The organism is Rhizobium sp. F40D2, assembly GCF_051810745.2.
Classification (GTDB): Bacteria; Pseudomonadota; Alphaproteobacteria; order Rhizobiales; family Rhizobiaceae; genus Rhizobium.
In genome coordinates this window covers 82,115-107,702 of the sequence record NZ_JBPWQX020000002.1, presented here as the reverse complement: position 1 = coordinate 107,702, position 25,588 = coordinate 82,115, and the positions used below count along the sequence as shown (strand labels likewise).

Below are 25,588 nucleotides of genomic sequence, written 5' to 3'. Positions count from 1 at the left end.
TGATATAGAGACATACGGAGATAACCCGATTTTCAGGAACAGCGGGATCGCCCGGAAATGGAGCCTGACCGCACCCCAAGGCCGAATAGGAAGCGCAGCCTTAGAGACGTGCGCGTCGCCTGGTATTTCCGGAAGCACGTCGTGCCGCTCGATCACCCTTATGTTCTTCCCCGTTCCCGCTGGAGCAGCGGCCCGGCTACCGAAATGCATTGCCGCTCCGAGGATCGGCCGCGGACCAGCGCCTCGTCGAAGAGTTCTCCCGGTCCAGGCCGCCGCCGACCCATCCGCAAACGCCACGGAAACGAGCGACTTGTCGCAGGGCCGCGACCGAATAGATGTCGCTTACCTCAGGGCGCTTGCGGTCGAGGGGCTTAGGGCGGTGACCTGGCGCTTCTTACGGCCCGACAATTCGCCCGATCGACGAAGCGAACTAGTCCTTCATCTTGGAAGATTGTGGCGGGTTATCCATGCCGAGGATTGGGAGTTCTTGAGGGCGGCATAAGTAGTTGGCTGCTGCGCGCCACGCCTATTGCCGCTGGATCAATCCAATTTGGTCGAGGGTCTTTAGCGTTTGGTGAACTGAGGGTGCTGTGACTCTGGAAGTCTGCCTCCGCCGGGGCTCGATCATTGATTTTTTGAAGCTGAGGCACGTCGGATTTTGCGAAGTCTGGAACCCCACTACACGCCTCGCCACGCGAGTTGGATCATTATAGCTGAGATCGAGATCGGCGCCATGCGCCCGACAATGTCTTGACCGTTGCATCGACTTGCACCGACTTTCGTGTGACATAGCAGATTATATCGACCAGTGGGTGGCGTTCACCACCCAGGTGCCCACATAGTGCCGAGGCGCCAGCACTTCGTCGAACTCCGCTTTTGGCGGGGCACTTCAGGCGAAGAGCCGCTGTCAGGCCACATTAGGAAGTGGACGTGGAAGATACGACATCACCCCCTTTACATGGGGACAAACCTGCACGACAATGCCGTCGTTCCCACCAAACGATGATGTTTAACCTGCGTGGCAGCAGCGTTGGCGATCATGGGCGACGGAAGTGATGCTCGAGTTACTTTCCATTTAACGCGGGTTTAAGCGCGATTTCAGTGGGTTATCCTGCGACCAACTTCAAAAAAACTGTGTCAAGACGGCCGGGCACCCCTCCCCGCCGTCAAGGCTCGCACGGCAGATGGCTGCTCGCGACGGCGACCAACCTTCCCCATCAGCGCCGCATACGCGAAGGCTCATCATCGATGACGTCCAGCTCTACGGCGCGCCTGATCGATGTCGGTCCCCTCTGTGTCGGCGGCCCGATCGCTCTTGATACGACCGATCCGAACATTGTGGGCTCCATCGCGATCGACGGCACCATGGAATCTCGGCCTGAACCACGAAACGCTTCATAGTCTTTCAGGAGCCGGGACAATCGGCACGTCAGGGGAAGTGACCGTCTCCTCTTCGAACTTTGCAAGCGACGTCCTGGGTGGCGGAGGGATAATCTTCCTTGGCAGCAACAACTCGTCGGAAAGGCTTACGGCCAACGTTGACATCGCCACCACCGCGAGCCTTATCACGACCAACGCTTCGACCTTCATTAGCGCGACGACCCTAGTCGAGGGTTCCTATTCCACGAACGAGGGCCAGACCGTTAGCACTCAGGGCGCATAAGCGGCGGCGGCGCGCTCATCAAGGATGGCAGCGGCACGCTTACCGTTATCGGCTCGAATGCGTATGCCGGAGCCACGATCATCTTCGCTGGAACGCTACTCGGCAACACGGACAGCATACAGGGCGACATGGGCGAGATATTCCGGCGTTGCTCCAATTTGACCAGACTTTCGACGGCGAGTTTTCGGGCGACATTGTCGGGATGGGGCAGGTTGGTGAAGTCGGGAAGCGGCGAGCCGAGACTCATTTGAACCGCCAACCATTTCGGCGGCACCACCATTCCCGCCGGGACGCTCTCGGGCACCAGCAGCAGCATCAGCGGCGACATCGTTAACAATCCTACGCAAATCTTCGATCAGGATTTCGACGGCACCTTCTCCAACAACATATCCAGCAGTGGCGTTTTCGAGAAGCTCGGCGGCGGCAAGCTCACCTGAACCGCCGACGGCACAACCGACATTGTGGAGGGAACGCTAGCCATCAATGGCAGCTTCCTTTCTGACGTGACGATCCAGAACGGAGCCTTCCTCGGCGGCAATGGCTTGATCGGCTCGTTCCGCACCGGGAGCGACGGCACGGGCGCGCCGGGAAATTCCACGGCACGCAAGCAATCTGCGTCAGCATCATCACGGCATCTGAATTGCGCTATGGTTGCGCCAAGAAAGGATCCGCCAAACTTCTCGCACAAATCGAGGCATCCTTAACGGCATACCGGTGTCAGCACCGGATGTCTCCGCCGACGCCAGTACGGCGTTATCCGGACTGAACTAGAGGCGGTCTCAGGCAAGGCTATCGGTCCGAATGACCTGTTCATTGCCGCCCATGCCTACGCCCTGGGAGCAGTTCTTGTGACGGCGAACATCGGAGATGTCCATGCGGGTGCGCTTTAGCAGGTCGAGAACTGGACGGGTTGACTGCGATCCGACGATTTTGACATTCCTGGAGCCGATTATTCCTGGCGTGTTCTTCGTGTAGATCGTCCTGCGGGAGACGAAACTGCAACAGAGGCACCCCATCGCCAAGACATGCGAACATCAACCATCGAGATATTCAAGAGCATAGCCCGCACCGTATACAGTACGAATCCCCAGACTACCAAGTCCTGCAAACGCTCTCCGCAGCCGGCCGATATGCACATCGACCGTCCGGCTCTCCACTGCGTGCGGATCCGGCCAAACGGCCTCAATTAGTTGTTCGCGGGTGCTGACTTGACCTTGCCTTTCTAGAAGGAACCGGAGGATTCTCACCTCCATAGGCGCCAGAGCTATTCTCTTCCCCCCGACGACTACAGCGTGCGGCTCGAATATAAACGCGGCGTGGACAGCGAAGTTCGGCCGAGTCCCAGCCCCCGGCTGCGGTCTTATTCCGTGCAGAAAGGCGAGAAGCTTCGACGGCGACAAAGGACGCGTAATTCCTTCGTCGAGGCCCGCCTTGATCAATTGCAGGTGCTGCGCACGCATACCCCCGCCGATGAGCGCCCCCACGGAAAGCCCAGAGTCCTTCAGCAGCGCACATAGAGGTGCAATATCACTCGGCCAGGCTGCACAATCGAGGATAATTGCGGAAATCTCTGTCGAAGTGCAGGCCTCCAGCACATCGCCTTCACTTGCTCCGAGGCGAGCCTCGAAGCCTTCGCTACGCAGAATATGCGCAAGCAGTAAATAAAGCTCGGCGTCCTGTGAGCAAACCAAAATGACAGGTTTCAAGTCGATCGCCCCTTAGTCATTTGAAAACGTCAACTCTCAACTCGGCGTGAACTCGCCGCCGATGACATCTATGATGGCTCCGTTGACGAGCCCGGCATCTTCCGATGCCAGGAACGCAATCACGGCAGCCACATCATCCGGAGTGCCGAGACGGCCGGCCGGAATACGGGTGAGCGCCTCGATGTTCGTCTTGCTTTCCGGGGGTCCGGTCAGTGGCGTCAGGATGCGACCCGGCGCCACGACATTCGATGTTATGCCATAGGGGCCATATTGAGAGACCAGAACGCGGGATAACCCTGATAGAGCCGCTTTTGACGCCACATAGCTCGGGCCGGCGATCCGTGGTCTTGTCCGCCCCGCAAGGGAACCGACGAAGATGACGCGGCCATAACCTTTTTCCTTCATGGCAGGCAGAACGGCTCGGCAACACAACATCGTACCCGTCAGGTTGACGGTTAGCACGTCGTTCCACTCTTCAAGAGCAAGGTCAGCGACGTTAAGGGGGCCCTCGGGACCTTTTGGCGATATCCCAGCGTTGCAGACAAGAATCCCAGGTGCGCCCAACACACCGGCGACTTCCCGGAAAAATTGCGTGATGGCCGCTGGCTCACGGAGATCGACCTGTCTCGCAATCGAGCTTTCAGGTCCGAAAGCCTCGGCAAGTGCTGTGCCGGCGGCCATGACGCTTGCCGCGCCGTGGCTGAAGACGGCAACCCGATGGCCGGCTTTGAGCAGACGAAAGGCAGTGGCAAGACCGATACCGGTCGTGCCTCCGCTGATGACCGCAACATGCGGGCTGCAGCCGGCGCTCATGCTGCTCGATCCATTGCAGCAAACAGCGATAGCGGTGGATGGGCGCCAGGGTCTGTCATGACCTCGATCAGCAAAGGCCCCTCTCCAGAGAGACCGCGCTCCATGTAACGACGAAGATCGGCAGGATCGGAAATGCGAACTGCCGGGCAGCCGCAGGCTTCGGCAACTTTCTGATGGTCGACATCCGCAAAGCTGCAGGCCGTCGTGAACCTACCGAACTTGGCCGTTTCGGCGTCACGCTGAAAGCCGAGTATGCCGTTGTTCAACACGATAATGAGGATGGGGAGCCTGCTTCGCACCATGGTCTCCAGCTCCGCCCAACTATGCGCGAAGCCGCCGTCCCCGACGATCGTAACGACCGGTTTGTCGGGTTCTGCCGCTTTTGCGCCGAGCGCTAGCGGCAGGCCCCAACCAAGACCAGCAAGGCCCCGCGGCAAGAGAAAGCGCATGCCGGGCGAAAGCGCCCGCAGCTGGCCGGCAACCCACATCGAGGAATAGCTCGCATCGGCAACAACGGTCGTCTCTGCCGTCATCAACTGTTGCAGCTCGAACATGATCCGTTCGGGGCGGATCGGACCGGATCCGATCGGGCAACGGATTGCCGTTCTGTATCAAACGCGCGCCAGAACCCGGCGATCCGGGCAGTCAGCTGATTGCGCTTCGATGCGCGGTAGGCGAGATCGCGGCCGGCCAGTTCCCGGCGGAGCACCCGAATGGTCTCAGCCGCATCGCCTACCAACCTGACGGCCTCATACGTGCGACCGATCTCGGCGGGATCGACGTCGACATGGATGACCGACGCGCACCGGGGAATTTGACGCCAACTATCCGTGCCATTCTGATTGGTGCGCGTCCCGACCAGAATAACGAGATCGGCCTCTTCGACAAGCGCCACGGTATGTCGTCCGAGCGACCGCGGTCCAACGAGAGCACCGAGAACCCCGGCCGACAGGGGATGGAATTCGTCGACCGCACCTTTGCCCATATTGGTCGTCACGACGGGAAGTGAGGCCTCATCCTGTAGCGCTGACAGTTCGCCAGCGGCGCGGCTTGCGTGAACGCCGCCTCCCGCAATGATGATAGGAGCATGAGCTGCCGCGATCATCGAGGCTGCATGCTCGATGTCACTGTTTCGCGGGCGCAACCGATCGAGCGGCCAGTGACCCAAGGCAGCCTCGCGCCGAAATTGCGAAGGCGCTATCTGCTCTCGTAACAGGTCGGCGGGAAGCAGGAGAGCGACCGGCCCCGGCCTGCCCGAGGTTGCCGCAGTAAAGGCCGCATCGATATAATCGTCGATCCGTTCGGCAACGATCACCTTGCGTACCCACTTCGTGCAGGATTGGAACAATGCAAGATGGTCGAGTTCCTGGAATGCATTGCGATCAGCCTGATCACGTTCAACATCCTGGACAAGAGCGACAATCGGTACGCTCGCCTTCAGCGCTTCCGCCAACGGTGGGACAAGAAGCGTTGCGGCAGGTCCGTTTTGTGCTGCGACCACGCCGACCTTTCTGGACAGGCGCGCATAGCCGTCAGCCATGGTCCCGCCCATATTTTCCTGCCGGTAGGCGACTTGGCGGATTCCGATCCCTTCGGCGGCGAGGATGACCGCCGAAGGCAGGCTCTGAGCGAAGATATGGGTGACGTTGTGTCTCTTGAGAGACTGAGCGATACGCTCGGCGACGGTGAAAACATCAGTTGCCATGATCACGTGCCTGCTTCTGTTGGGTTTGCTTCAAGGTTTGAAAGAAAGTCTGCGAAAGCTGAAATGACCTCATCACCGTCGGCCTTGGTCATTGCCGTCGAAAGGCACGCGGCGGCGCCATTCGGAAGCAGGATGCCGCAATCGAGGAAATGCCTGGAAAGACGAGCCATCAATTCGGCCTCTTCCCGCTCGAGATAAGCCTCGCGGAAGTCAGTTGGCTCCTGGCTTTTTGGATGGATGCGAAACAATGATGCGGCCCCCGTCACGCTGAAGGCTGAGCCGCGGCGCTCGATTTCCTTTCGAAGACCTGCCCGAATGCTGTCGCCAAGGCTCTCCAGCGAACCGAATGCGGCCTCCGTCATCGCCTCCATTGCGACCCGACCTGCGACCATCGATACGGGGTTTGCCGAAAATGTGCCGCCTTGCGGAAGCAGCGGCTTGCCGCTGTCGCTCGCGAAGACCCGCATGACGTCCTCGCGACCACCTATTGCCCCCACTGGAAAACCTCCGCCGATGATCTTCCCAGCCGCGATCAGGTCGGGCTGCAGACCATAGCGGGCCGAAGCTCCCGCATATGACTGGCGTAGATTGAGGACTTCATCAGCCACGACGAGAATGCCATTTTGCTTGGCGATCGCCCCGACGGCGGCAAGGAAACTCGGTTCAGGCGCAATCAATCCGGCGCGGCTCGGCATCGGATCAATCAGGATACAGGCCAACGAAGGGGCTGCCGAAGCAATGCGACGCTCGAGATCCGCGACGTCATTAAAGCGGATAACGGTTACCTCCTCACCAACCGAGGGCGGCATCCCGCGATAGGCGGGTACAGCTGATGATCGCTGTGGGTCGTTCCAGACAGCCGGCGACACCGCCTGCCCCGTTTCCGCCCAGTCGTAGGCGCCGTGATAGGCTCCTTCGATACGTGCAACGCCTGGCCGGCACGTAAATGCGCGGGCGGCCTTGATCGCAAACATCACAGCCTCCGTTCCGCTGTTGACGAAGCGGATATGTTCGACGGCCGGAATGCGTTCGATCAATAGCTCGGCAAGCGTGATCTCGTGCTCGGTGGGGTTGGAGAAACACGTGCCGCGATGAAGAAGATCTGCAACCGCGTCGGCGACTGGAAGGAAACCGTGACCGTGGATCAGCGTCGTAAAATTATTGTTGAGATCGAGGAGCCGGTTACCATCGACGTCGACAAGATAGGCTCCCTCCCCGCGCGAAATGTAAAGCGGGGAGGGCTCGTGATCCACCGTGGCCCGCGTAATCCCCGTGGGGAACACGCGGCGCCCCCTTTTGAAGAAATGTTCGGACCGCGATCGGGAAAATCCCCGGCCGCTCCGCGATAAATCTGGGTGGAACATTCGATCTTCTCCGGCCAATGCGGGTCGCGGCGCAACCCTTCATAATTTTGTTGTAACAAAAATCATGAAGCAGGAGTAGTTGCAACAAAAAAATCAAACACCGCGATTATTGCCTTCGAGGATTCTCCAGAGCGGCCCGCTTCAGGCGCCGGTATCCGTCCCGAATATCGTTTTCCATCGCTGCCCGGACAGCAGATGGATCTCTATCAACGAGCCCCTCTATCGCGGCCATGTGGTTGTGCACTCCATGCCTGGCCTCGGCGAACTCGGGATAGAGGTTGTGGAATGAAGCCCCGACCCTCAACCATAACGACTCAATCGTTGAAAGGAGATGCGGCATCTCACAAAGCCGATAGATCGTAAAGTGAAACTCCTTGTTGTCGTGAAGAGCATCGGCATAGCGCTTTTCATCAAGCGATGACGTTATTTTCTCTTGCAAGCCCAGTAACTTGTCGATTGTCTCACTCGTCGCCCGCGGAGCACCTTTTTCGGTTGCCAGCCCCTCGAGCGCAAGCCGCATCTGAGTGACTTCGTAAAGTGCAGCAAGATCGAGATGCGGTACGATGACGGTTTTAGGACCCGCCATGACGAGCGCGCCCTCGAAGACAAGTCGGTTGATTGCCTCGCGTGCCGGCGTAACGCCGACGTTCAACAATTCGGCGACCGAGCGGATAGGCAGCTTGTGCCCGGGCCCGTAAGTTCCGCGCGTGAGAAGCTCTTTGATGGACGAGTAGACGAAGTCACTGAGGCGCCCCGCCTGATAGTCAGCCGCCTGCGATTCCTCGTTGGTTGTATTTTTGTTCAATTTTCACCTCTTAAGCGTTGACTTCTTCAAACTTTTGTTGCAACAAAAATAGATGAGACGAAAACGATCCCCTGATGTGACAGCATAACGGGATCGTGAATATTGGCAACGCCCTGGCGCGCAAGGCCATACCCACACGAGCTGCCGGCCTCGCCGGCATGACGCTAACAGCAACCCGGCCCCGCACGAGCGGGCCGGGAAGGTCTAAATGCGTGTCAAGCACGCGAATGAGGGAGATATCATTTTGATTGGTGCGTCTGTTTTCATCGATCGCATAGGCAAGGCCTATGGCAGTCAAACTGCCGTAGGCGCAGTGACCTTGGATATTCCGGCCGGCGAATTCCTGTCCGTTCTCGGTCCATCCGGATCGGGCAAGACGACGCTTCTTACAATGATCGCTGGCTTCGAAAGCCCTTCTGCCGGGCGCATCATCATTGGCGGGCGTGACGTCACAACCGTGTCGCCCGAGCGCCGCAACATCGGAATGGTTTTTCAGCGGTACGCCCTGTTCCCGCATCTGACCGTGGCTGAAAACGTCGCCTTTCCGCTGAAGATGCGCAGTATTCGCAAGGACCTCAGAGCCGAACGCGTCAACCGGGCGCTGGACCTCGTCCAACTCCCCGACTACGCCAGACGCTACCCCCACGAACTATCCGGCGGCCAGCAACAGCGAGTGGCCGTCGCCCGAGCAATTGTCTTCGAACCACCTGTTCTCTTGATGGACGAGCCGCTCGGGGCGCTGGACAAGAAGCTGCGCAAATCCATGCAGCTTGAGATCAAGCAGTTGCAGCAGCGTCTCGGCGCCACTGTCATCTATGTGACGCACGATCAGGAGGAGGCGTTGACCATGTCCGACCGGATCGCCGTTATGGCAAAGGGACAACTCGCACAAATCGGACCCCCTGCTGAGATCTACTGCAATCCGCAGAGCGCCTTTGTTGCGGACTTCATCGGCAAGATGAACTTCCTGAATGGGGAAATCCTGGGCGAGACCGCCGGTAGCCACACGATCAGGCTGGGTGACAACGTGGTCATTGATACGCCGGGCGCTGTTGCGGGTTTCGAGGCTTCGGCAAGGATCGGTGATCGCGTTCGTCTTGCGCTCCGACCTGAGCGCCTTGGCCTTGCAGCGCGCGGCGCGGGGGAAAGAACGCACTCCCTGGCCGGATCGAAACCTCGGTCTTTGCAGGCTCCTTCGATCTCCATCTCGTTCGCACCGATTTCGGGAACGGAGAAATCATTCAGGTGCAGATCCCCGCTTATGGGATGAGATCGCCCTTTGCGACCGGTACCCTCGTGGATGTCATTGCCGAGCGCGATGGCCTGCGGCTCTTTACCGATGCGGAGACATGAAATGACCATGACCGTCGACAATCTCGCACCAGCACCGCCCGTTTCAGCAAGCTGGCTGTTCTCGTACTCGGCCCGCCGTTATTCGCACGCGCTGACGCTCGTGCTGATTGCCCCGCTGATGTTCCTACTGGCAGCGGGCTTCCTCTATCCGATCGGCCGGCTCATCTCTTTGAGCGTCATGGCGCCGGAATTCACGCTCGACTACTACCGGCGGATCGTCAACGAGCCACTTTACGTCGACGTCCTACTTCGCACGCTGCAGACGGGTGCAATTGTCACTGTGGCGAGCCTGTCACTCGGATATCCGGTTGCCTTTCTCATGGCGCGCACCAGAGGCAAGACTGCAATGATCGTTGCGGCGGCGGTGTTCGTGCCGCTGTGGACCTCAGTGCTGGTGCGATCATACGCTTGGATCGTGCTGCTGCAGCGAAACGGGGTCGTCAATGGCTTGTTCATTGAAAGCGGTGTCATCCCCAGTCCTTTGAAGCTCCTCTATACCGAGGGCGCCGTCATTCTCGCGATGACACATGTTCTGCTGCCCTTCATGATCCTGCCGATCTGCAATGCTCTTCGCACTATTCCTGCCGAATATAGCCAGGCCGCCCGCAATCTCGGCGCCGGCCCGGTGGACGCCTTCATGCGCGTGACCTTGCCGCTCAGCCTGCCTGGCATCTTTGCCGGGTGCGTTATGTGCTTCATCCTGGCGATCGGCTTTTATATCACGCCGGCCCTCGTTGGCGGACCGGGGGCATTGATGATGGCAACGCTGATCGGCCAGCAAACCATCGTCCTGCTTGACTGGCCATTCGCAGCAGCGCTCGCGACGGTCCTTCTTACCACGACGCTCGCGATTGTCCTTGTGTTCCGCAAAGCCCTTTCCATCAGCAAAGGAATGAACAGTGTTAACTGAGCCAGCAGCCGCCGCGGCACTCCCCGCTTCTCCCGTCAATAGCAGCCATCGACCTTATGCTAAGGCAATCTTGCGGCTTCTCGGGGGATCTGTGATTGGCGCGATCCTGTTTTTCCTGGTGCTGCCGACGCTAGTCGTGATCCCGATTTCGCTGAATGATGGCAGCTATATCGAGTTCCCTCCGAAGGGCTTGACGCTCCGCTGGTATAGCGAATTTCTTTCCGATCCGGACTGGCGCGCGGCGACGATTTTCAGTCTGAAGACTGCGCTGTCGACAACCATCGCTTCGACCGCAATCGGAACATTGGCCTCTATCGGGCTCGTTCGCGGCAATCTGCCGGGCAAGGCTTTTCTGCAGGCGCTGGCGCTCGGGCCAATGATTGTCCCCCATGTCGTCTTCGGTGTTGCTCTCTATCTGATTTTCTCACCGCTAGGCCTGACGGGCAATTTTGCTGGTTTCCTGATCGCACACACCGTGCTTTCCGTCCCCTACGTCATCATTACCGTATCGGCGGCACTCGAGCGTTTCGACCCGTCCCTTGAACTGGCCGCATTGAATTGCGGGGCAAGCCGGAGCCGCACCTTCTTCAGCATCGTACTTCCAAACATTTCGCCGGCAGTCGCTGCTGCTTCAGTCTTCGCATTTCTGGCGTCTTTCGATGAGGCAACGGTCGCATTCTTCATCTCCGATACCGGCGGCAAAACGATCAGCCGCAAGATGTTTGAAGACATCGATTTCAATCTTACCCCAGTCATCGCATCGGTTTCGACGCTGCTCGTCGCGGTATCGCTCGTCCTCATGGGTTCCATCCATCTCCTAACTGGCCGCGGGGAGAACTAACGTGGCCATATTCACAGAGGAAAACGCGATGAAAAAACGGATCGAGATCAAAACTTTGCTGCTTGCGGCTTGCCTTGTGCTAGCTGGTGCGGGGGCAGCGTATGCTGAGGAGCAGGTGGTCATTGCGACCACGGGTGGCGCCTACGATGCAGCGCTCCGGAAATTCTGGTTCGAGCCGTTTACCGAAGAGACCGGCATCACAGTCGTTTCGGTAGCCGCAACGAATGCGGAGATGCGAGCGAAAGCTTCGGCTATGGTCAAGACTGGCAATGTGACCTGGGATCTTTATCCGGACGGCGAGATCCAGGCGAGCGCTGAAACACATCGGCTGACCTCTGAAGACCTCACCCAATTTTGCAAGCCGTTCCGCGGCCGGCCAGACTTGGTCGAGGATGCCTGTGTCAGTGCCGGGGCCAGGCTTTTTTCGACCGCAACGCTCATGGCTTACGACCCCTCTGGCTTCAAGGAAGGAAACCCGTCGAGCTGGGCTGACATGTGGGACCAGATAAAATTTCCCGGCGGCCGATCGTTTCCGAATTTCGACGATCCATGGCGGGTCATGGCTGCCGCATTGCTGGCCGATGGTGTCCCGCGCGACAAGCTCTTTCCGCTGGACGTCGACCGCGCACTCAAAAAGCTCGACGAGATCCGTCCGGCGATATCGCTTTGGTGGAAAACCGGTGATCAGAGTGTCCAAGGCTTTCGCAACGGCGACTACAGCATCGGGCAAATCTGGCTGACGCGCGCAAACACCCTGAAGGCTGAAGGCCGCCAGATCACCTGGTCCAAGCAGGCTTCTTTCCTCGTCGGTGATCGCTTGACCATCATCAAGGGCGCGCCGAACCGGGCGAACGCGTTGAAGCTGGTCGGCTACTGGCTTGATCATCCTGAAGCCCAGGCGAAAGTCTGCGAGGAACTCCTCTGCACGCCACCCAGTCGCAAGGCGATCGGATCGATGTCGCCGGCAGCACGTGCGGCACTGCCGAGCGACGATGATATCAGAGATTACATCGTCATTCCGGACGCCAAATGGATCAATGAAAATGCCGCGATGATGCTTGAGCGTTGGAACGCTTGGATCCGATGACGAATCAGCCCCAGGCAAGAAGCGCTCGGGGCTGAAGACCGATCGCTAGCCCTTGAGGGCGCGATTGATGGCAGCGGCGACGTCTCGCACTTCGGCGGCCGTGTGGCTGGCGGTCGGACATATGCGTAGCCCCGCCCTCCCCTTAGCAACCGTCGGAAAGAATATGGCCGATGTATAGTAACCGGCATCGAGCACCACTCTTGCAGCACCGATTGCCGCAAGCTCGTCACCGACGACAACGGTCCGGATAGGAAGTCGGGATCCAGCCTGTGCGGTCGGCACCAGTTCGTCGAACAGAGAAATGTATTCGGCCAATGCCTTTTGCCGCACGCCGAGTTCCGGCGTGCGATGGAGAGCCTGGGAGGCGAGGGCAGCACCAATTGCCGCAACATTGATCGAGGCCGAAAAGGCATGCGCAAGGGCAAATCGGCGAAAGATTTCCTCCTGAAACGGCGTTGCAAGCATGAGCATGCCGCCTGAAGCGCCGAAGCCCTTGCCGAGTGAGGCCGCGATTATGGTCCGCTCTCCGAGACCCTCGGGCATTTGCGTACGGGCAAAACCTTCGCCTCTTTCTCCGAAGAGCGATATGCCGTGAGCATCATCGATGTAGAGGAAGAGGCCGTATCGCTCCTGAAGTTCACGCAATTCCTTGATCGGCGCACAGCCACCCATGGAGTAGACACCGTCACAAACAAAGGCGACCGTCTCATGCTGACGGCAAATGTCTTCCAGCGCCTGAAGATCGTTGTGGCCTATGGTGCGAACCTCGCATTCTTCGGCAACGACAGGCTTGTTGAAGGCAAGTGTCGCATGGGCGAGGCGATCGAACACCATCACGGGTTTTTTGCCACCGGTCAAAACTCCGGACGCAATCAGTGGAAGAGCGCTCATGTTGGCGGCGAGAACTGTTGTGTAGGTAATGACCCTTGCGGCGAAAAGGTCAGAGAGAGCCTCCTCGAGATCTCCGAGGACCGCAAAATTGAGCCGCGTGCGGGCGCAGGACCAGTGCAGCGTTCCGTAGCGCCGAACGGTCTCGATTGCGCCCTCGATGATCGCTGGATGATTATCGAGCCCGAGATAGGAGCAGCGGACGAAGTCGATAACACGCTGCGATCGGCTCCCTGATATCGGCAGCGCCACGGCTCGACCGTCCGACGGATGGACATAAAGTGCCATCGCGCCATCGAGAAGGGCTGCGGCGAAGTTAGGATCCGCATGCCTGATCAAACTGGCGGTGTTTCTGTGAGATATCGTGGGCGACCTGGCACCCGAAGCGGCCTCTTGCATTTTGTGCTCCCAAACGTTGGACTGACCACACGCTAACCGCGAGCAATTTGTTTATGCAACGAAGTCGGCAGCAAGTTTTGGAGAATTTTCGGTGAAGATGTGAACGTGACGAGGTTCATAAACCTCAGGCGATATCCATCGCATATCCTACCTTTGGAACCGTCCGGATCACATCGCGGCCAAGGGCCCGCTTCAAAGCCCGCCGGAGGCGGCCGATATGAACATCGACCGTCCGCGGTTCGACAAACGCTCCCTGCGGCCAAGCGATACCTATCAGCTCGACCCGGCTGAGAACACGCCCCGCGTCGCCCATAAGGGCGCTCAATAGCCGAAACTCGATCGGGCTAAGGTTGATCGGCGCGCCCCGTACCAGAACACGCCGCCCCTCAGCGTCCAACTTCATATCGTCGAATACTGAAAGGGGGCGGCTAGGCGTATTCCCGGAGGAATTGCCTATTGTATTGTGGAGGTACGACAGGAGGCGTTCCGGCCGCAGTGGCCTTATAAAGCTCTCATCGACGTTGGCTTTCAGGATGTCGAGAAAGGCGGTTTTTTCGGCGACGAGCGCGATGAGGGTGACCTCGCTGGCAAGTCCTCTTTCCCTTAAGCTGAAGGCGATATCGGACAAAATTTGCGAACCCGGCTGGCAGTCGACGATGATCGCCGCTGCGTCGCGCTCCTCGACTGTCGGCACGGCTTCGCCCGGAACATCGATAAGTATTGTCTTGTATCCGGCTTCCTTCAAAATGTGCTCGAGCATCAAATAATAGTCAGCATCCCGGGATACGATTGCCAGAAGTCCGCTCATCGGCCGGCCTCACCATCTGAGACCCCTATCACCATTTTTAATATCACAAAATAATCACCGAAATGCGTCATATCGATTGGCGCCCCACGCCCTTAGCTCGAAAATGGTTTGAAAGAATCGCTAAAGCGCTCTCTCTCCGGGTATTTTTATAGCTTGCCTTTTTCTTTTGTTACAACATAATGTTGAGGTTGCGAAGATTTTCGCGCCGAAGCGCATATTTGCCAGGGACGGCACGTGATCGTGGCCCATTTGATGGGATCAACGTCCGGCATATTTTGATGGCCTGTTTCCGGACGGTAACGGGGTTTTTCAATGCGCGAAATATTCGAAAAGTGCTCACTCGGCTGCGCCGCCGCGTCCACGCCTGAGATTTGGAGTGATGGAGATGTTGGGCATACAAGTGATGCTGCTCGATCAGTTTACGGACCAAATGCGAAAACGGCGGCGGCCTGGTGCGCATTAGGCGCGCGCTTCGACGGCCGCTTCGGAGACTTCAGCTTTTGGGTGAGGGTTTACAAACATCTGGATGTCGAAGAGATGGAAGATGTCCGAGACCTCAGGCTACCATAACGGACTTTGACCGTCCCTGAGTCACTGTCCCCTTGCATGGGAAAGGCGCGTTACTCATGACATTCTAGGTCAGCGACGAGGCGCCACTCAACGTTGGCGCTCGGGAGGACGAACGATATGGTACGTCAAAACCGTGTGCGAAGAACATCTTAGCGCCTTCAAAAGTAGACCGAAGACATCTAAACTGCTGTTTCACGTCGCGAAATTGACAGCGTGGCCCAGAAGGAAGATCGGAGCCGGGGGCGGCTTAACGAAGCATTGCCCCGAGGGTGGACAGCTCGCAACCTACGTGGACTGGACGGCAGGACGTATCTTGCCAAATTTTGCCATCTGTCTATTCGTCATGAGCAACATGAAAATCTCGCTGGCGGACAATCTGAAACACTTCGTTGACCAGCAGGTCGCCGGGCGTGGCTATGGCACCAGCAGCGAATACGTGCGCGAACTAATCCGTCGCGATAGAGATCGGCAGCATTTGCGCGGCCTTCTGTTAGAGGGCGACTCATCAGGGGTGAGCGAGGCGGTTGATGCCAGCTATTTTGACAGCTTGCGCGATCGCGCCTTGCGACAAAGTCGCCAAGTGACCTTAAGGCCCGTCGTTCCTCGTCGCTCGGCTTGCGAGGACGTCGAGAATGCCGTGGAACATTATCTCGCGGGGCCGGCGCTCAAATCGCGTTGAGCTTCGCAGATGCGCTAGGAGCTGTGGACACTTATCTGAGCCATAGGATTGTTGCGGCCAGAGCGATCATGGCTTTGTAATTTCGAATGGTTTTCTCATATCGTGTGGCGATGCGTCGAAACTGCTTGAGCTTCGAGAAGCAGCATTCGACGAGATAACGCTGAGCATAGAGTTGCTTGTCGAGCGGATACTTCTTGGCACGCGAGGGGTTGTTCGGGATGACCGCTTGCGCGCCCTTGTCGGCAATGAGTTTGCGTAGCCTTTCGCTGTCGTAGGCCGTATCGGCCATGACGACCTCGGCTGGCAGGTCTTCGATCAGGAGATCGGCTTGCGGTGCATCGCCTTTCTGACCGGCGGTCAGAATGAAACGAACGGGACATCCAAGGCCACGCACGGCCATATGGATTTTGGTGCTCAAGCCGCCGCGGGAACGGCCAAGGGCCTGATCTTCAGCCCCTTTTTTGCGCCGGAGGCGTGCTGGTGGGCGCGAATAATAGTGCTGTCGACGATCAGATATTCGAAGTCGGTATCCTCCGACATCGCCTCAAAGACACGCCACCAGACACCCTTTTGGCTCCAGCGGCTGAAGCGGCGAAACACGCTGTTCCAATCACCGAACACCTCCGGCAGATCGCGCCAGGGCGAACCCGTCCGCACGATCCACAAGACCGCTTCCACAAACATGCGATTGTCACGTCCAGACGAACCGCGCGTGCGATCGTCGCCAATGATATGACGAGACATCCGCTCCCACTGGTCATCTCGAAGAATGAGACGATCTAAAACACCCATGACTGCCTCCAAAAGACAGTCTTGAATCTGATTTGCTCACCTTTGGGAAGCCCAAGAGTCCACGACTCCTAGAGTCGACTTATGCTCTGATCGCGGAGCAACCTGCATCAGGTTCATTACGTTACGCCTATGAACTCGGCTTGCCCGGTCTGCGTAGCACGATCCTATATGGCGCGGCGATCAGGATGAGTCTCACCTTCATTGTCGCCGCGCAATCCTAAAAGGGTATCCCCATATCGTCTTCTATCTCGATCAAGCCGATTACGTCTAGGTATGGCGTGTGCTGCATGCCAAGAATGATATTCCAGCTTGGCTGCAAAATACAAAAGCGCCGAGCGCGTGACGTTCCTTAGATCATCTTGTTCATGGGAAACTTCCTTAATCCCACGAAGGTGACCGCGATAGAAATCTTGGCACGGACAGTCGCGTCATAAGCAGTTCCAGCTCAGCCCGGTTCGCCACCTCAGTACTCTCAGAGATCAATCCCGCGCCCACGATTGACCGCACGTTCCCGCCGTTCCGCGATAATCTGCTCACTGCTTTCCTGGCGGACGGTCTGCTGCAGGACCTTGAACCTCTCCTGCATCGCCGCGAAGGCCGGGCGCTGCGCCGGCGGGACCCGATTGATGAGATCCTTTTCACCGCGGATGATGGCATTGCGCCCGAAGCGCTCGTCAAGCGCCTTGCTGATGGCGGCGAACTCCCGGCGAATATTGGCATCGAGAGAAGTTGCCGGGATATTTAGTTTGCGACCATTCTCCCTCGCCTGCGCTGTCAGACGCATAAGCGCGTCTTCCGCAACCTTCGACAGACCGGGAATGGCAACCGCCATGCGCCTGCGCTCATCGATGATGGTCTGACGCTCGGCTTCGAGGGTGTTTGCATAGGCGGTCCCAAGCGACCGCAGGCGGGCCGCGGCTTCCGGCACGGCCCGCATCGCCTCTTTCCGCTCCCGGCCGGACGCCAGCATCCGGTCCATCAGGCGATCCGAACCGCGCAAAGCCCCATAGGCGGCCGGATCATTGGTCACCGCAGCGGCAATGCGATCGGCGGCAAAACCTTTCTGGAGCAGCTCTTCGATCTTGCCGACGGCGCCCGACGGATCGCGCCAGATCATTGTCGCGGCGTTGGCCAATGCGCCACGCTGCTGGCGATAGAAAGGGTTGGAGAACACGCGCAATCGAGCCTCGTCGTCGACCGACGTCCTGAACGCGGTGACGGCAGCAAGCATCGGCGGCACGGCGACATTCTCCTTCCCCGGTCCGTTCTCTGTCTCTTTGCCCGGAACAACACTGGCAGCCATGACGATCTTCGAGCGATCCTGCCGCTCGGCGAGATGCTGCGCCTCGGCAAAACGTTTGACCGCTTCGAACAGTGCGGTCAGCTCCTCGCGCCGGCCGGCCGTCAGATCTTCCGGCAAACGCTCGGCCATGTTGCGTTCAGCAACCGCATCCACCTTCGCGGTGAACGCACTCCAGCCAAAGCGGGCCGTTAACGCTTCGCTGACCGCCTTGATCTCCTGCACGACCGAGCGGTCCTCGGCGGCGAGCGCAAAGGCGCTCTTATAGGCGTCGTCCCCGCCCCGGTTGCGCACCGCCTCGATCTCCATAAGGCGCGCCAGCGCGCGCTCGGAAAGCGCCGGGATCGACAATGACATGTAGGAGCGCCGCGTCTGCTCACTGAGTTCGAACCGTTCGGCATTCCGCCGGAACCCGGTCGCATGGGCCCGGGCCAAGGGAAGCAGTTCCTCCAGGGTTGCCTTTGCGACCTTGCGTTCGTTGCGCGCCGCGCCTCCGTCGACGATCAGCTCGGAGCCACGCAGCCGGCCGAGCCGGTCGGGTGCTGCGGCAAGATCATCAGTGAGCCTGCGGGGTTCGGTGCCGGCGTCCGAGGCGAGCGCATTCAGGGCGACAAGTGCTGCAGCCGGATCCCGGTAGATCTTAGTAAGCAGCGGTCGCAGCATCGTTTCCCGCTCCGTCCAGGCCGGTGAGGAACGCTGCGCCAGCCGCGCATCCGCTTCGATACTCCTGACGAAGGACGTGGTCGGCGGGATCAGATACTGGGCTTCGCCAGCGCTTGCTCCCGAGACGACCTGGGATTCGGTTCGAGCCTCGTTGTAGGCGAAGCGCCGTTCCCGCTCGATGGCAAAGCCGAGCGCCACGCTTGCCCGCTCCCAGAGCTTTTCCACCTGCTCCCGCTTTGCGGCAATCCACGTCCAGCGCCGGGAAAGGCTTTCCTCCATCTCGGCGGCAGCAAGCGAGAGATGATCGAGCCCGCGGCGGCGGGCGAAGTCTTGCGCCTGGGCGCGATAGCCCGCCTCGCTCTCAAAATCGAGCGTCGTCGTCTTGGCGCCGGAGCGCGACAAGCGTTCGACGAGACGGCTGAACACATCCGGCCGGTGACCTTCCCGTTCGATGCGCTCCTGACGCGCTTCGGCGGTTTCGATCTGTCTGGCCGTCCAGACATTGCGGTCGACTTCCCTCTCCTCGTAACGCTTCTGACCTGTCTCCTCGTCGACAATGGCAATCTGGACCTTGACCCGCTCGACACCATCCTTGCGCAGCGTGATGGTGTCGCCGTCGGAGATGCCGGCGTCCTCGAGCGCTTTCGGCAGGCTGACACCCCAGAGCCGATGGACGGTTCCGTCATCCGTCCTGACATCGGCATAGGGGCTGTCGTCGGCATCCTCGTCCTCGGGCCGGAATTTGGCTTCGCCGGTTTCGACAAGCTCGCCGGTGACACCGGCGGCATGATCGACACGCGGTTTGCGTCCCCATTCCGGTCTTGGCTCAAAATCCTCTTTCGCCGCATAAAGGTCGACGCGGTCACGATGCCGGGTCATCGACACATAGGTCAGATGCCGGTCCATCATGCCGGTGGCGAGCACGAAGCTGCGGTCGACGGTCGACCCTTGAGATTTGTGGATCGTTGCGGCATAGCCGTGGTCGACATTGTCATAACTGTCCTCGCCGAAGACGACTTTATTGCCATTGTCGAGCAGAACCGACAGCAGCGGATCGCCGCGTTTGTCGCCGGTCGCGGTGATCGTGCCGAGCATGCCGTTCTTCACATATTGTGGGCCGGAATGCCTGGCTCGTGGCTCTAGGAAGCGGGCGTTCTCCAGGAAGATGATGCGGTCGCCGACGGCAAATTCCCGCGTCCCGCGCTCGGTCCGGAAGCTGCGGCTGTCGGCGAGCGCGCCCTCTTGCGCCATCACTTCACGCAGCGCCTCGTTCAGGCGTTTGACATCATCGTTGGTGTGGGCGAGCACCAGCAGCTCATCTCCGCGAAGACGGCCATCCCTGCCCTCGGAGATCGAGCGACCGATTGCCTGTTTGCGTGCCTCTGTCCAATCGACCACAATCCTGTCGATCGTTTCCTCGCGTGTGCCCGCCTCGACCAGGTGGCCCTGCTGGGCATAGGCGTCGAGGCCCTTGTCGACTTCGCCGCGGGCAAACAGCCGTGAGGCGTCGCGCGCCCATTCCTCGCGCTGGCGGCGCACGCCGGCAAGCTCGGCAAAGCCGATCCGTTCGGTGATTGCCCGGAAGGCCGCACCTGCCTGGATCGGCTGCAGCTGCATCGCGTCGCCGACGAGAACGACCTTTACCTCGGCCTCTTCGGCAATCTTCAGCACACGGGCCATCTGCTGCGAGGCCACCATGCCGGCCTCGTCGATGACCAGCACATCGCCGCGATGGAGCGTGTCGCGCCCATTGGCCCAGGCCAGTTCCCAGGAGGCGAGCGTGCGCGAGGTGATGCCGGAACTGTCTTCCAGCCCTTCCGCCGCCTTGCCGGCAAGGGCGGCACCGATCACCCGGTGCCCCTCGCCTTCCCAGGCAAGACGCGCTGCCGCCAGCAGCGTCGATTTGCCGGCACCTGCCAGGCCGACAACGGCGGCAATACCGCTGTCACCGGAGACATGACGGATGGCATCGACCTGCTCCGCATCGAGCCGGAACGGCGTTTGAGGATCGCCGCTCTCGACGCGATCAATCGCCGCTTCAACGTGCCGCCTGGAAACACCGAAGCCGCCGCGCGCCGACAATGCCCGCGCCGACTGCGCCATGTCGTACTCGATGCGCAGCATGTCGCGGGTGGTGAACACGGCAGGCGTGGCCGCCTTCCCCGTCTCTGCATCGATCGCCTGCGGCTTCAAGATGACCAACTGGTCCGACGCCATCACCCGGGCGCGGATGTTGGCAAAATCGACCGGGTCGTCGACATAGCGGTGCAGCGCCTTGGCGATATCCTCTCGTCGAAAGTGGAGCGTTCATTGCCGAGCTGCGTCAACAGAAGCTCCGGCTCTGCCAGCAACCGGTCGGCCATCTGCTGGCGCCGGGCGAGATCGGCCGGTGCGAAGTAGAGCTCCCTGCCCTTCCGGGCGAGTGCTGCCTTCTCCGGCCCAAGATGTTTTTGGGCGATGCCGTCGAGGCCCTGTTCGGCATAGGAGCGACCATCAAGACGGACCTCATGGCCGGCGAGCGCCAGATGCCGGTTGGCCGCCTCTGTCCAGGCAATCTTCCAGGCCTTCATCGTTTCCTTGTCACCCGCCCAGACTTTGTAAACGATCTTGCCGGTCGGCCGGTCCGGCGTGACGACGCGCAACGGCTTGCCATCCTCTCCCAGAACAGCAACTTTCTTCGGCCCGAACCCCTCTTTGGTCAGCGGCCGAAGCGTCATCATCAGATGGATATGCGGATTGCCGTCCTTGTCGTGATAGACCCAATCGGCGATCATTCCTTTCGATGTGAGATTGACGCGGACGAATTCGCGAACCAGCCCGATATTCTCGGCTCGTGTCAGCTCTTCCGGCAGCGCAATAATCAGCTCGCGGGCGAGCTGCGCATCCGCCCGCATCTCGAAGGCTTCGACGGCATTCCAAAGCGCCTCGCTGGCGCCGGCAACCGAATGGCCGTCGATCGCCTTCTGCAGCCAGCCGGGGATCTGCTCCGGCAGCGCCAGTTCCTCATGCATCAGCTCGGAAGCGCCGCCCCGATAGCTGAAGGACGTGCCGGCCTGCTCGTCCACCATCCGGGCGCGGTGGCGATAGGCAGCCGCCGAGACGATGCTGCGCCCTGCTCCCCTGCTGATCACCTGCGCTCTGACGAACATGATCGCCACTGGTGTCTCCAGACTGATCCAGGCATGTCGCGACAGCGACGTATATTGCGCCCTCGAACCGATCGGCCTGACAAGGCCGATACCGTCTTTCCGCTTGCAACCTAGCTCACTTTACTATCCTATTCTAGTTAGTATAATCACTTCGCGTTCGATTATCTGAACCGGAAAGGAACCAGGAATGGCGATCAAATCATCGATCTCCGATCTCGAGGCCCAGATCGAGAAGCTGCGCGAACGCAAACGCCTACTGATAGTTAAATCGGCCGAGCGTTTTGCCCGCGCCGCGACGAAATCCGGCTTGGCAGAGATGGAGATCGCCGATGAGGAGGTCGATCGGATCATCGAGGAGATCGCCGCGCGGTTTCGCAGGGGGGAAAAGAAAGGGGGTGCTGGCCCCGCTCCTCAAACGCGCCGACCGGCAGATAGCAGCGTTGGAACGCCGCCGGCGGTTTCACATGACGGCTGAACGCAAACGCGACACACGCGAGAAAATCTTACTGGGCGGCATCGTCATCCGAGCCGGACTGTCGAAGGCGGATCGGGCGTTCCTGCTTGGCGGCTTCATAGAATTGGCAAAGCTCACCCCCGGCTCCGCCGAGCACAAGCGCCTTTGCGATATCGGAGAAGACGCTTTCAAAGCCACTTCGCTAGACGGCATTCCGTCACACATCGAGGAGGCGGCTGAATGATAGCGAGAGGGAAGCCGCATCCGGCCCTGCTATTCGTTTTCGCGCCTGTCGTGGTCACGGCGATTGCGGTCTACATTGCAGGTTGGCGTTGGCCTGGGCTCGCCGCCGGCATGCCGGGAACGGAGGTCAGCAGATCTTCAAGCGCCGCTCGCGTGTCGCGCGTCGCTTCCGCGTCAATCAGGTCCGTCAAGTTATGGTCCGTGCCGACATAACCGACATCAGTCATCGCCCGTGTGACGTGACCGAGATGGGCGGCAAGCGCATCCAGGCCGGTGCGATCTCGCCGGCCAATGAACCGTGCAAAAGTCTTCCGTCCCTGATGAGTGCTCAGATGCCACGGAAGACCACCATGAAGCGGCAGGCCGATGAAGGAGGCAAACGGACCATTGAGGCGGTCGGTGAGACCCGCTGAGCGCAGGATGCCTGTTCCATCGCGGTCAGCCGCCGGAGTCAGCCACAGTTCGTCCCGCAGCACGCGCTCCGAATGGCCACATACGCAGCGGATCGCTATTTTCATGCTGATGCGACTCGGGCCATCAATGGCTTATGCGATAGCGTCGGTCTTCGTTCTCAGCATGCTGCTCTTGGAAAGCTACCCCTCAAGTGCATCCGTCTGGTGGCTGCATATGACAATTCTTCCGGTCATGCGCGAGCCGATCTACCTGCTTTTGGCGGTACCCGGCGTTGGAATTTGGAGCGCCGCCGTGCTGTTGATGCTCGCATCGATTTTCGGGATTCGAGTGGCCTTGCATCCGCAAAGGCATCAACGGTCAGGGTTCATCCATGCCCATATCGCGCTGATTGCGACCGGCCTAACTATGGGGCGGGCAGCAGTGGCGCAAGCCGGCGTTTTCGACTTTACGCTGCCTCAATTTCAGCGAGGCGACTGGTCGTTCTGCCGCTGTCCTGTTCATCGCTTGAGACCTTCCTTCTTATATCCGTGTTTTCAGCTTGCATCTGCTGCCATCTAAGAATCATCAGGCATGCAATATCGGCGTGATAGAAAAGGGTCGAACCGCCCTGCTCAATAACAATCGGCAGAGGCTCGACGTTCTTCACTTGTCTGCAAATCCTGGGATGCCTCCTTCTTTTTCTTTGTGATTCCCGACATAGATTAAATATTATGTACGTTCCGCAGATTGTCAGGCGGGGACTGAGGTGTTGGCGATGGCGACCGCCAATCTTCACCTTGTTGTTTTTGCTGTTCTCAGCTTTGTGTTTCGTCGGGCCGTCGGCGTCCAACCGCGAATCTGTCGTCCTCAAGGTGAATGGTGCCATAGGGCCCGCGATAGCTGACTACGTGATACGGGGCATTCAGCGTGCTGGCGAAAGTGGAGCGGTCCTGATCATTCTGCAAATGGACACACCAGGTGGCCTTGATACCTCCATGCGGGAAATCATTCGCGCGATCCTTGCCTCGCCGGTGCCTGTCGCGGGCTTCGTCGCGCCAAGCGGGGCGCGGGCTGCCAGCGCCGGCACCTATATTCTCTACGCAAGCCACATTGCGGCCATGGCGCCCGGGACCAATCTAGGTGCGGCGACGCCAATCGCACTCGGCGTAACGCCTTTCGGCGGTGACGAGGAACCCGAAAAGAAGCCGAGCGAAGCTAGCGACAGGCAGGCAGAAGCTCCAGGCAACGCCCATGCAGCAAAAGCCGTTAACGACGCAGTCGCTTACATCCGCGGTCTTGCGGAATTGCGCAATCGCAACGCCGACTGGGCAGAGCGTGCTGTCCGCGAAGCTGCGAGCCTTTCATCTACTGCGGCAGTGCGCGAACATGCCATCGATTTCATGGCAGTTGATGTCAACGATCTCCTTGCAAAGGCACAAGGGCACATGGTGCGGCTCGGTCAAACAGACGTCCGGCTCGATACCGCCGGTTTGGCCGTGCAGGAATTCGAGCCTGACTGGCGCACGCGCCTGCTTTCCGTCATTACCGATCCGAACATCGCAATCATCCTGATGATGGTCGGTATCTATGGCCTGATCTTCGAATTTCTCGCACCTGGGACAATGCTTCCTGGCACGATCGGCAGCATCTGCCTCCTCCTTGGTCTCTATGCCCTGGCATTGCTGCCGGTGAGTTTTGCCGGCCTTGGGCTTATTTTCCTTGGCGTGGGATTGACTGTGGCGGAGGCGCATTCGCCAAGCTTCGGCGCTTTGGGCATTGGCGGCGGGGTAGCCACAATCCTGGGAGCAACCATTTTGTTTGATACCGATATACCCGGCCTGGAAGTGTCGCGCCCCCTACTGGGCGCAATTGCATTGGCGACTCTTGCCTTTAGCTTTGTCGTAGCTCGCCTGGCATTTACCTCGCGCTTGCGCCAGGTTGCCACCGGTGCAGAGGAGATGATTGGCATATCCGGTAAAGTTGAGAGTTGGACGGGGCTCACTGGGTACGTCATAGCGCATGGCGAACGCTGGAAGGCGGTTTCCGCCGAACCACTTGTTGCTGGTGATCCTGTCAGCGTGACCGGCCGCAATGGGCTGGCGCTCGAGGTCGCGAGCCGTCCTAAGGACACTTAACGGCACTCGGGAAGCAGGAGGAGAAGTCATGAATATGTTTGCAGATCTTGCCTTCTATTTGGTAGCCATTGTCATTTTGGTCGCCATCCTCGCATCCGCGGTCAAGATCCTGAGGGAATATGAACGAGGCGTCGTGTTCACACTTGGCCGCTTTACCGGAGTCAAGGGGCCTGGCCTGATCCTGCTTATCCCCTATGTCCAGCAGATGATGCGGGTCGACTTGCGCACGCGCGTACTCGATGTCCCCAGCCAGGACGTCATCTCACATGACAATGTCTCGGTTCGTGTCAGCGCGGTGATCTATTTCAGGGTTATTGACCCCGAGAAGTCGACAATACAGGTCGAGGATTTCATGATGGCAACAAGCCAGCTTGCCCAGACGACGTTGCGCTCCGTGCTCGGCAAGCACGACCTCGATGAGATGCTCGCAGAGCGAGACAGACTCAACTCGGATATTCAGGAAATCCTTGACACTCAGACCGATGCTTGGGGAATTAAAGTCGCCACTGTCGAGATCAAACATGTGGATATTAACGAGTCGATGATCCGCGCAATTGCTCGCCAAGCGGAAGCCGAACGAGAACGCCGCGCAAAGGTTATCAATGCCGAGGGCGAACAGCAAGCTGCAGCGAAGCTGCTGGAAGCCGCCGAAATCCTGGCCAGACAGCCGGAGGCAATGCAACTTCGCTACTTGAGCACTTTGAACGTCATCGCCAGCGAGAAGACCTCGACGATTTTATTTCCCTTCCCGATGGAGTTCGGAAATCTGATGGCCGTTAAGCCGAAGTGATCGAACGGCACTGGCTAGCTCATCGATGATAAGAAGCTGGCAGTCTGGCGGAACGCCGCCGCCCCGTGGTCTTGGGCA

At 59.2% G+C, this 25,588-nt stretch carries 16 protein-coding genes and 7 pseudogenes; 12 read left to right on the top strand and 11 right to left on the bottom strand.

Annotation, left to right across the window (positions count from 1 at the left end; all coding sequences use genetic code 11):
• Positions 1–1,643: 1,643 nt before the first annotated feature.
• Complete coding sequence (locus tag ACS4RS_RS25195) at positions 1,644–1,991, bottom strand: hypothetical protein (protein ID WP_439012799.1); 348 nt, start codon at positions 1,989–1,991, stop codon at positions 1,644–1,646.
• 270 nt (positions 1,992–2,261) lie between these two features.
• On the opposite strand from ACS4RS_RS25195, the pseudogene ACS4RS_RS25190 reads away from it, so the two are divergent.
• Positions 2,262–2,553, top strand: a pseudogene (locus ACS4RS_RS25190) (PIN domain-containing protein); the annotation flags it as partial.
• Positions 2,554–2,697: 144 nt separating this feature from the next.
• Here ACS4RS_RS25190 and ACS4RS_RS25185 read toward each other — a convergent pair.
• From ACS4RS_RS25185 to ACS4RS_RS25165, 5 genes and pseudogenes are all read right to left on the bottom strand, one after another.
• Positions 2,698–3,369 carry a winged helix-turn-helix domain-containing protein gene (locus tag ACS4RS_RS25185; RefSeq protein WP_439012798.1) on the bottom strand — a complete coding sequence of 224 codons (672 nt, stop codon included), beginning with the start codon at positions 3,367–3,369 and terminating at the stop codon, positions 2,698–2,700.
• A gap of 36 nt (positions 3,370–3,405) precedes the next feature.
• Positions 3,406–4,182 (bottom strand): 3-oxoacyl-ACP reductase FabG, encoded by a 777-nt coding sequence (fabG, locus tag ACS4RS_RS25180; protein ID WP_439012797.1) that lies wholly within the window; start codon positions 4,180–4,182, stop codon positions 3,406–3,408.
• A pseudogene (locus ACS4RS_RS25175) lies at positions 4,179–5,887 on the bottom strand (acetolactate synthase catalytic subunit). Before ACS4RS_RS25175 ends, fabG begins: the two are co-directional and overlap by 4 nt.
• A gap of 2 nt (positions 5,888–5,889) precedes the next feature.
• On the bottom strand, positions 5,890–7,251 hold the full coding sequence (locus ACS4RS_RS25170) for an aminotransferase class III-fold pyridoxal phosphate-dependent enzyme (protein WP_439013260.1): 1,362 nt from the start codon (positions 7,249–7,251) through the stop codon (positions 5,890–5,892).
• A 106-nt stretch (positions 7,252–7,357) separates the two neighbouring features.
• Positions 7,358–8,056 carry an FCD domain-containing protein gene (locus tag ACS4RS_RS25165; protein WP_439012796.1) on the bottom strand — a complete coding sequence of 233 codons (699 nt, stop codon included), beginning with the start codon at positions 8,054–8,056 and terminating at the stop codon, positions 7,358–7,360.
• Between the two features lie 244 nt (positions 8,057–8,300).
• On the opposite strand from ACS4RS_RS25165, the pseudogene ACS4RS_RS25160 reads away from it, so the two are divergent.
• The 4 genes and pseudogenes from ACS4RS_RS25160 (at position 8,301) to ACS4RS_RS25145 (ending at position 12,247) form a co-directional block, all read left to right on the top strand.
• Positions 8,301–9,409, top strand: a pseudogene (locus ACS4RS_RS25160) (ABC transporter ATP-binding protein).
• A gap of 1 nt (position 9,410) precedes the next feature.
• Positions 9,411–10,319 (top strand): ABC transporter permease subunit, encoded by a 909-nt coding sequence (locus ACS4RS_RS25155; RefSeq protein ID WP_439012795.1) that lies wholly within the window; start codon positions 9,411–9,413, stop codon positions 10,317–10,319.
• 70 nt (positions 10,320–10,389) lie between these two features.
• Positions 10,390–11,160, top strand: a complete 771-nt coding sequence (locus ACS4RS_RS25150; RefSeq protein ID WP_439012794.1) for an ABC transporter permease subunit — start codon at positions 10,390–10,392, stop codon at positions 11,158–11,160.
• A 28-nt stretch (positions 11,161–11,188) separates the two neighbouring features.
• Positions 11,189–12,247, top strand: a complete 1,059-nt coding sequence (locus tag ACS4RS_RS25145; protein WP_439012793.1) for an extracellular solute-binding protein — start codon at positions 11,189–11,191, stop codon at positions 12,245–12,247.
• 45 nt (positions 12,248–12,292) lie between these two features.
• On the opposite strand, the gene ACS4RS_RS25140 is transcribed toward ACS4RS_RS25145, so the two are convergent.
• Complete coding sequence (locus ACS4RS_RS25140) at positions 12,293–13,534, bottom strand: aminotransferase class I/II-fold pyridoxal phosphate-dependent enzyme (protein ID WP_439012792.1); 1,242 nt, start codon at positions 13,532–13,534, stop codon at positions 12,293–12,295.
• Between the two features lie 124 nt (positions 13,535–13,658).
• Positions 13,659–14,342 (bottom strand): winged helix-turn-helix domain-containing protein, encoded by a 684-nt coding sequence (locus tag ACS4RS_RS25135; RefSeq protein WP_439012791.1) that lies wholly within the window; start codon positions 14,340–14,342, stop codon positions 13,659–13,661.
• Between the two features lie 913 nt (positions 14,343–15,255).
• Between ACS4RS_RS25135 and ACS4RS_RS25130 the strand changes: the two are divergent.
• Positions 15,256–15,471 (top strand): annotated as a pseudogene (locus ACS4RS_RS25130) (type II toxin-antitoxin system ParD family antitoxin); the annotation flags it as partial.
• 151 nt (positions 15,472–15,622) lie between these two features.
• On the opposite strand, the gene ACS4RS_RS25125 reads toward ACS4RS_RS25130, so the two are convergent.
• Positions 15,623–16,383 (bottom strand): IS5 family transposase gene (locus ACS4RS_RS25125; RefSeq protein WP_449314074.1). Its coding sequence is split into 2 segments (ribosomal slippage): positions 15,623–16,056 and positions 16,056–16,383, totalling 762 coding nucleotides; the frame shifts between segments, so codons are not numbered across the junction.
• A 68-nt stretch (positions 16,384–16,451) separates the two neighbouring features.
• Between ACS4RS_RS25125 and ACS4RS_RS25120 the strand changes: the two are divergent.
• Positions 16,452–16,651: pseudogene (locus ACS4RS_RS25120) on the top strand (hypothetical protein); the annotation flags it as partial.
• Between the two features lie 204 nt (positions 16,652–16,855).
• On the opposite strand, the pseudogene traA reads toward ACS4RS_RS25120, so the two are convergent.
• Positions 16,856–21,504: pseudogene (gene traA, locus ACS4RS_RS25115) on the bottom strand (Ti-type conjugative transfer relaxase TraA).
• A gap of 178 nt (positions 21,505–21,682) precedes the next feature.
• Here traA and ACS4RS_RS25110 point away from each other — a divergent pair.
• Together ACS4RS_RS25110 and ACS4RS_RS25105 are read left to right on the top strand one after the other, a co-directional pair.
• The gene (locus tag ACS4RS_RS25110; protein ID WP_449314073.1) at positions 21,683–21,970 is read left to right on the top strand and encodes a TraC family protein; all 288 of its coding nucleotides are present in this window, start codon (positions 21,683–21,685) and stop codon (positions 21,968–21,970) included.
• Positions 21,960–22,193 (top strand): conjugal transfer protein TraD, encoded by a 234-nt coding sequence (locus tag ACS4RS_RS25105; protein ID WP_179612401.1) that lies wholly within the window; start codon positions 21,960–21,962, stop codon positions 22,191–22,193. Before ACS4RS_RS25110 ends, ACS4RS_RS25105 begins: the two co-directional genes overlap by 11 nt.
• A 70-nt stretch (positions 22,194–22,263) precedes the next feature.
• On the opposite strand, the gene ACS4RS_RS25100 is transcribed toward ACS4RS_RS25105, so the two are convergent.
• Positions 22,264–22,710, bottom strand: coding sequence for a hypothetical protein (locus tag ACS4RS_RS25100; protein WP_439012787.1), 447 nt, complete (start codon positions 22,708–22,710; stop codon positions 22,264–22,266).
• Here ACS4RS_RS25100 and ACS4RS_RS25095 point away from each other — a divergent pair.
• From ACS4RS_RS25095 to ACS4RS_RS25085, 3 genes and pseudogenes are all read left to right on the top strand, one after another.
• Positions 22,709–23,193 (top strand): annotated as a pseudogene (locus ACS4RS_RS25095) (hypothetical protein). The gene ACS4RS_RS25100 and the pseudogene ACS4RS_RS25095 sit on opposite strands and share 2 nt — an antisense overlap.
• Before the next feature lie 123 nt (positions 23,194–23,316).
• Positions 23,317–24,720 (top strand): NfeD family protein, encoded by a 1,404-nt coding sequence (locus ACS4RS_RS25090; RefSeq protein WP_439012786.1) that lies wholly within the window; start codon positions 23,317–23,319, stop codon positions 24,718–24,720.
• Between the two features lie 28 nt (positions 24,721–24,748).
• A complete protein-coding gene (locus tag ACS4RS_RS25085) occupies positions 24,749–25,510 on the top strand; it encodes an SPFH domain-containing protein (RefSeq protein ID WP_439012785.1) in 762 nt (253 codons plus the stop codon).
• Positions 25,511–25,588 lie beyond the last annotated feature (78 nt).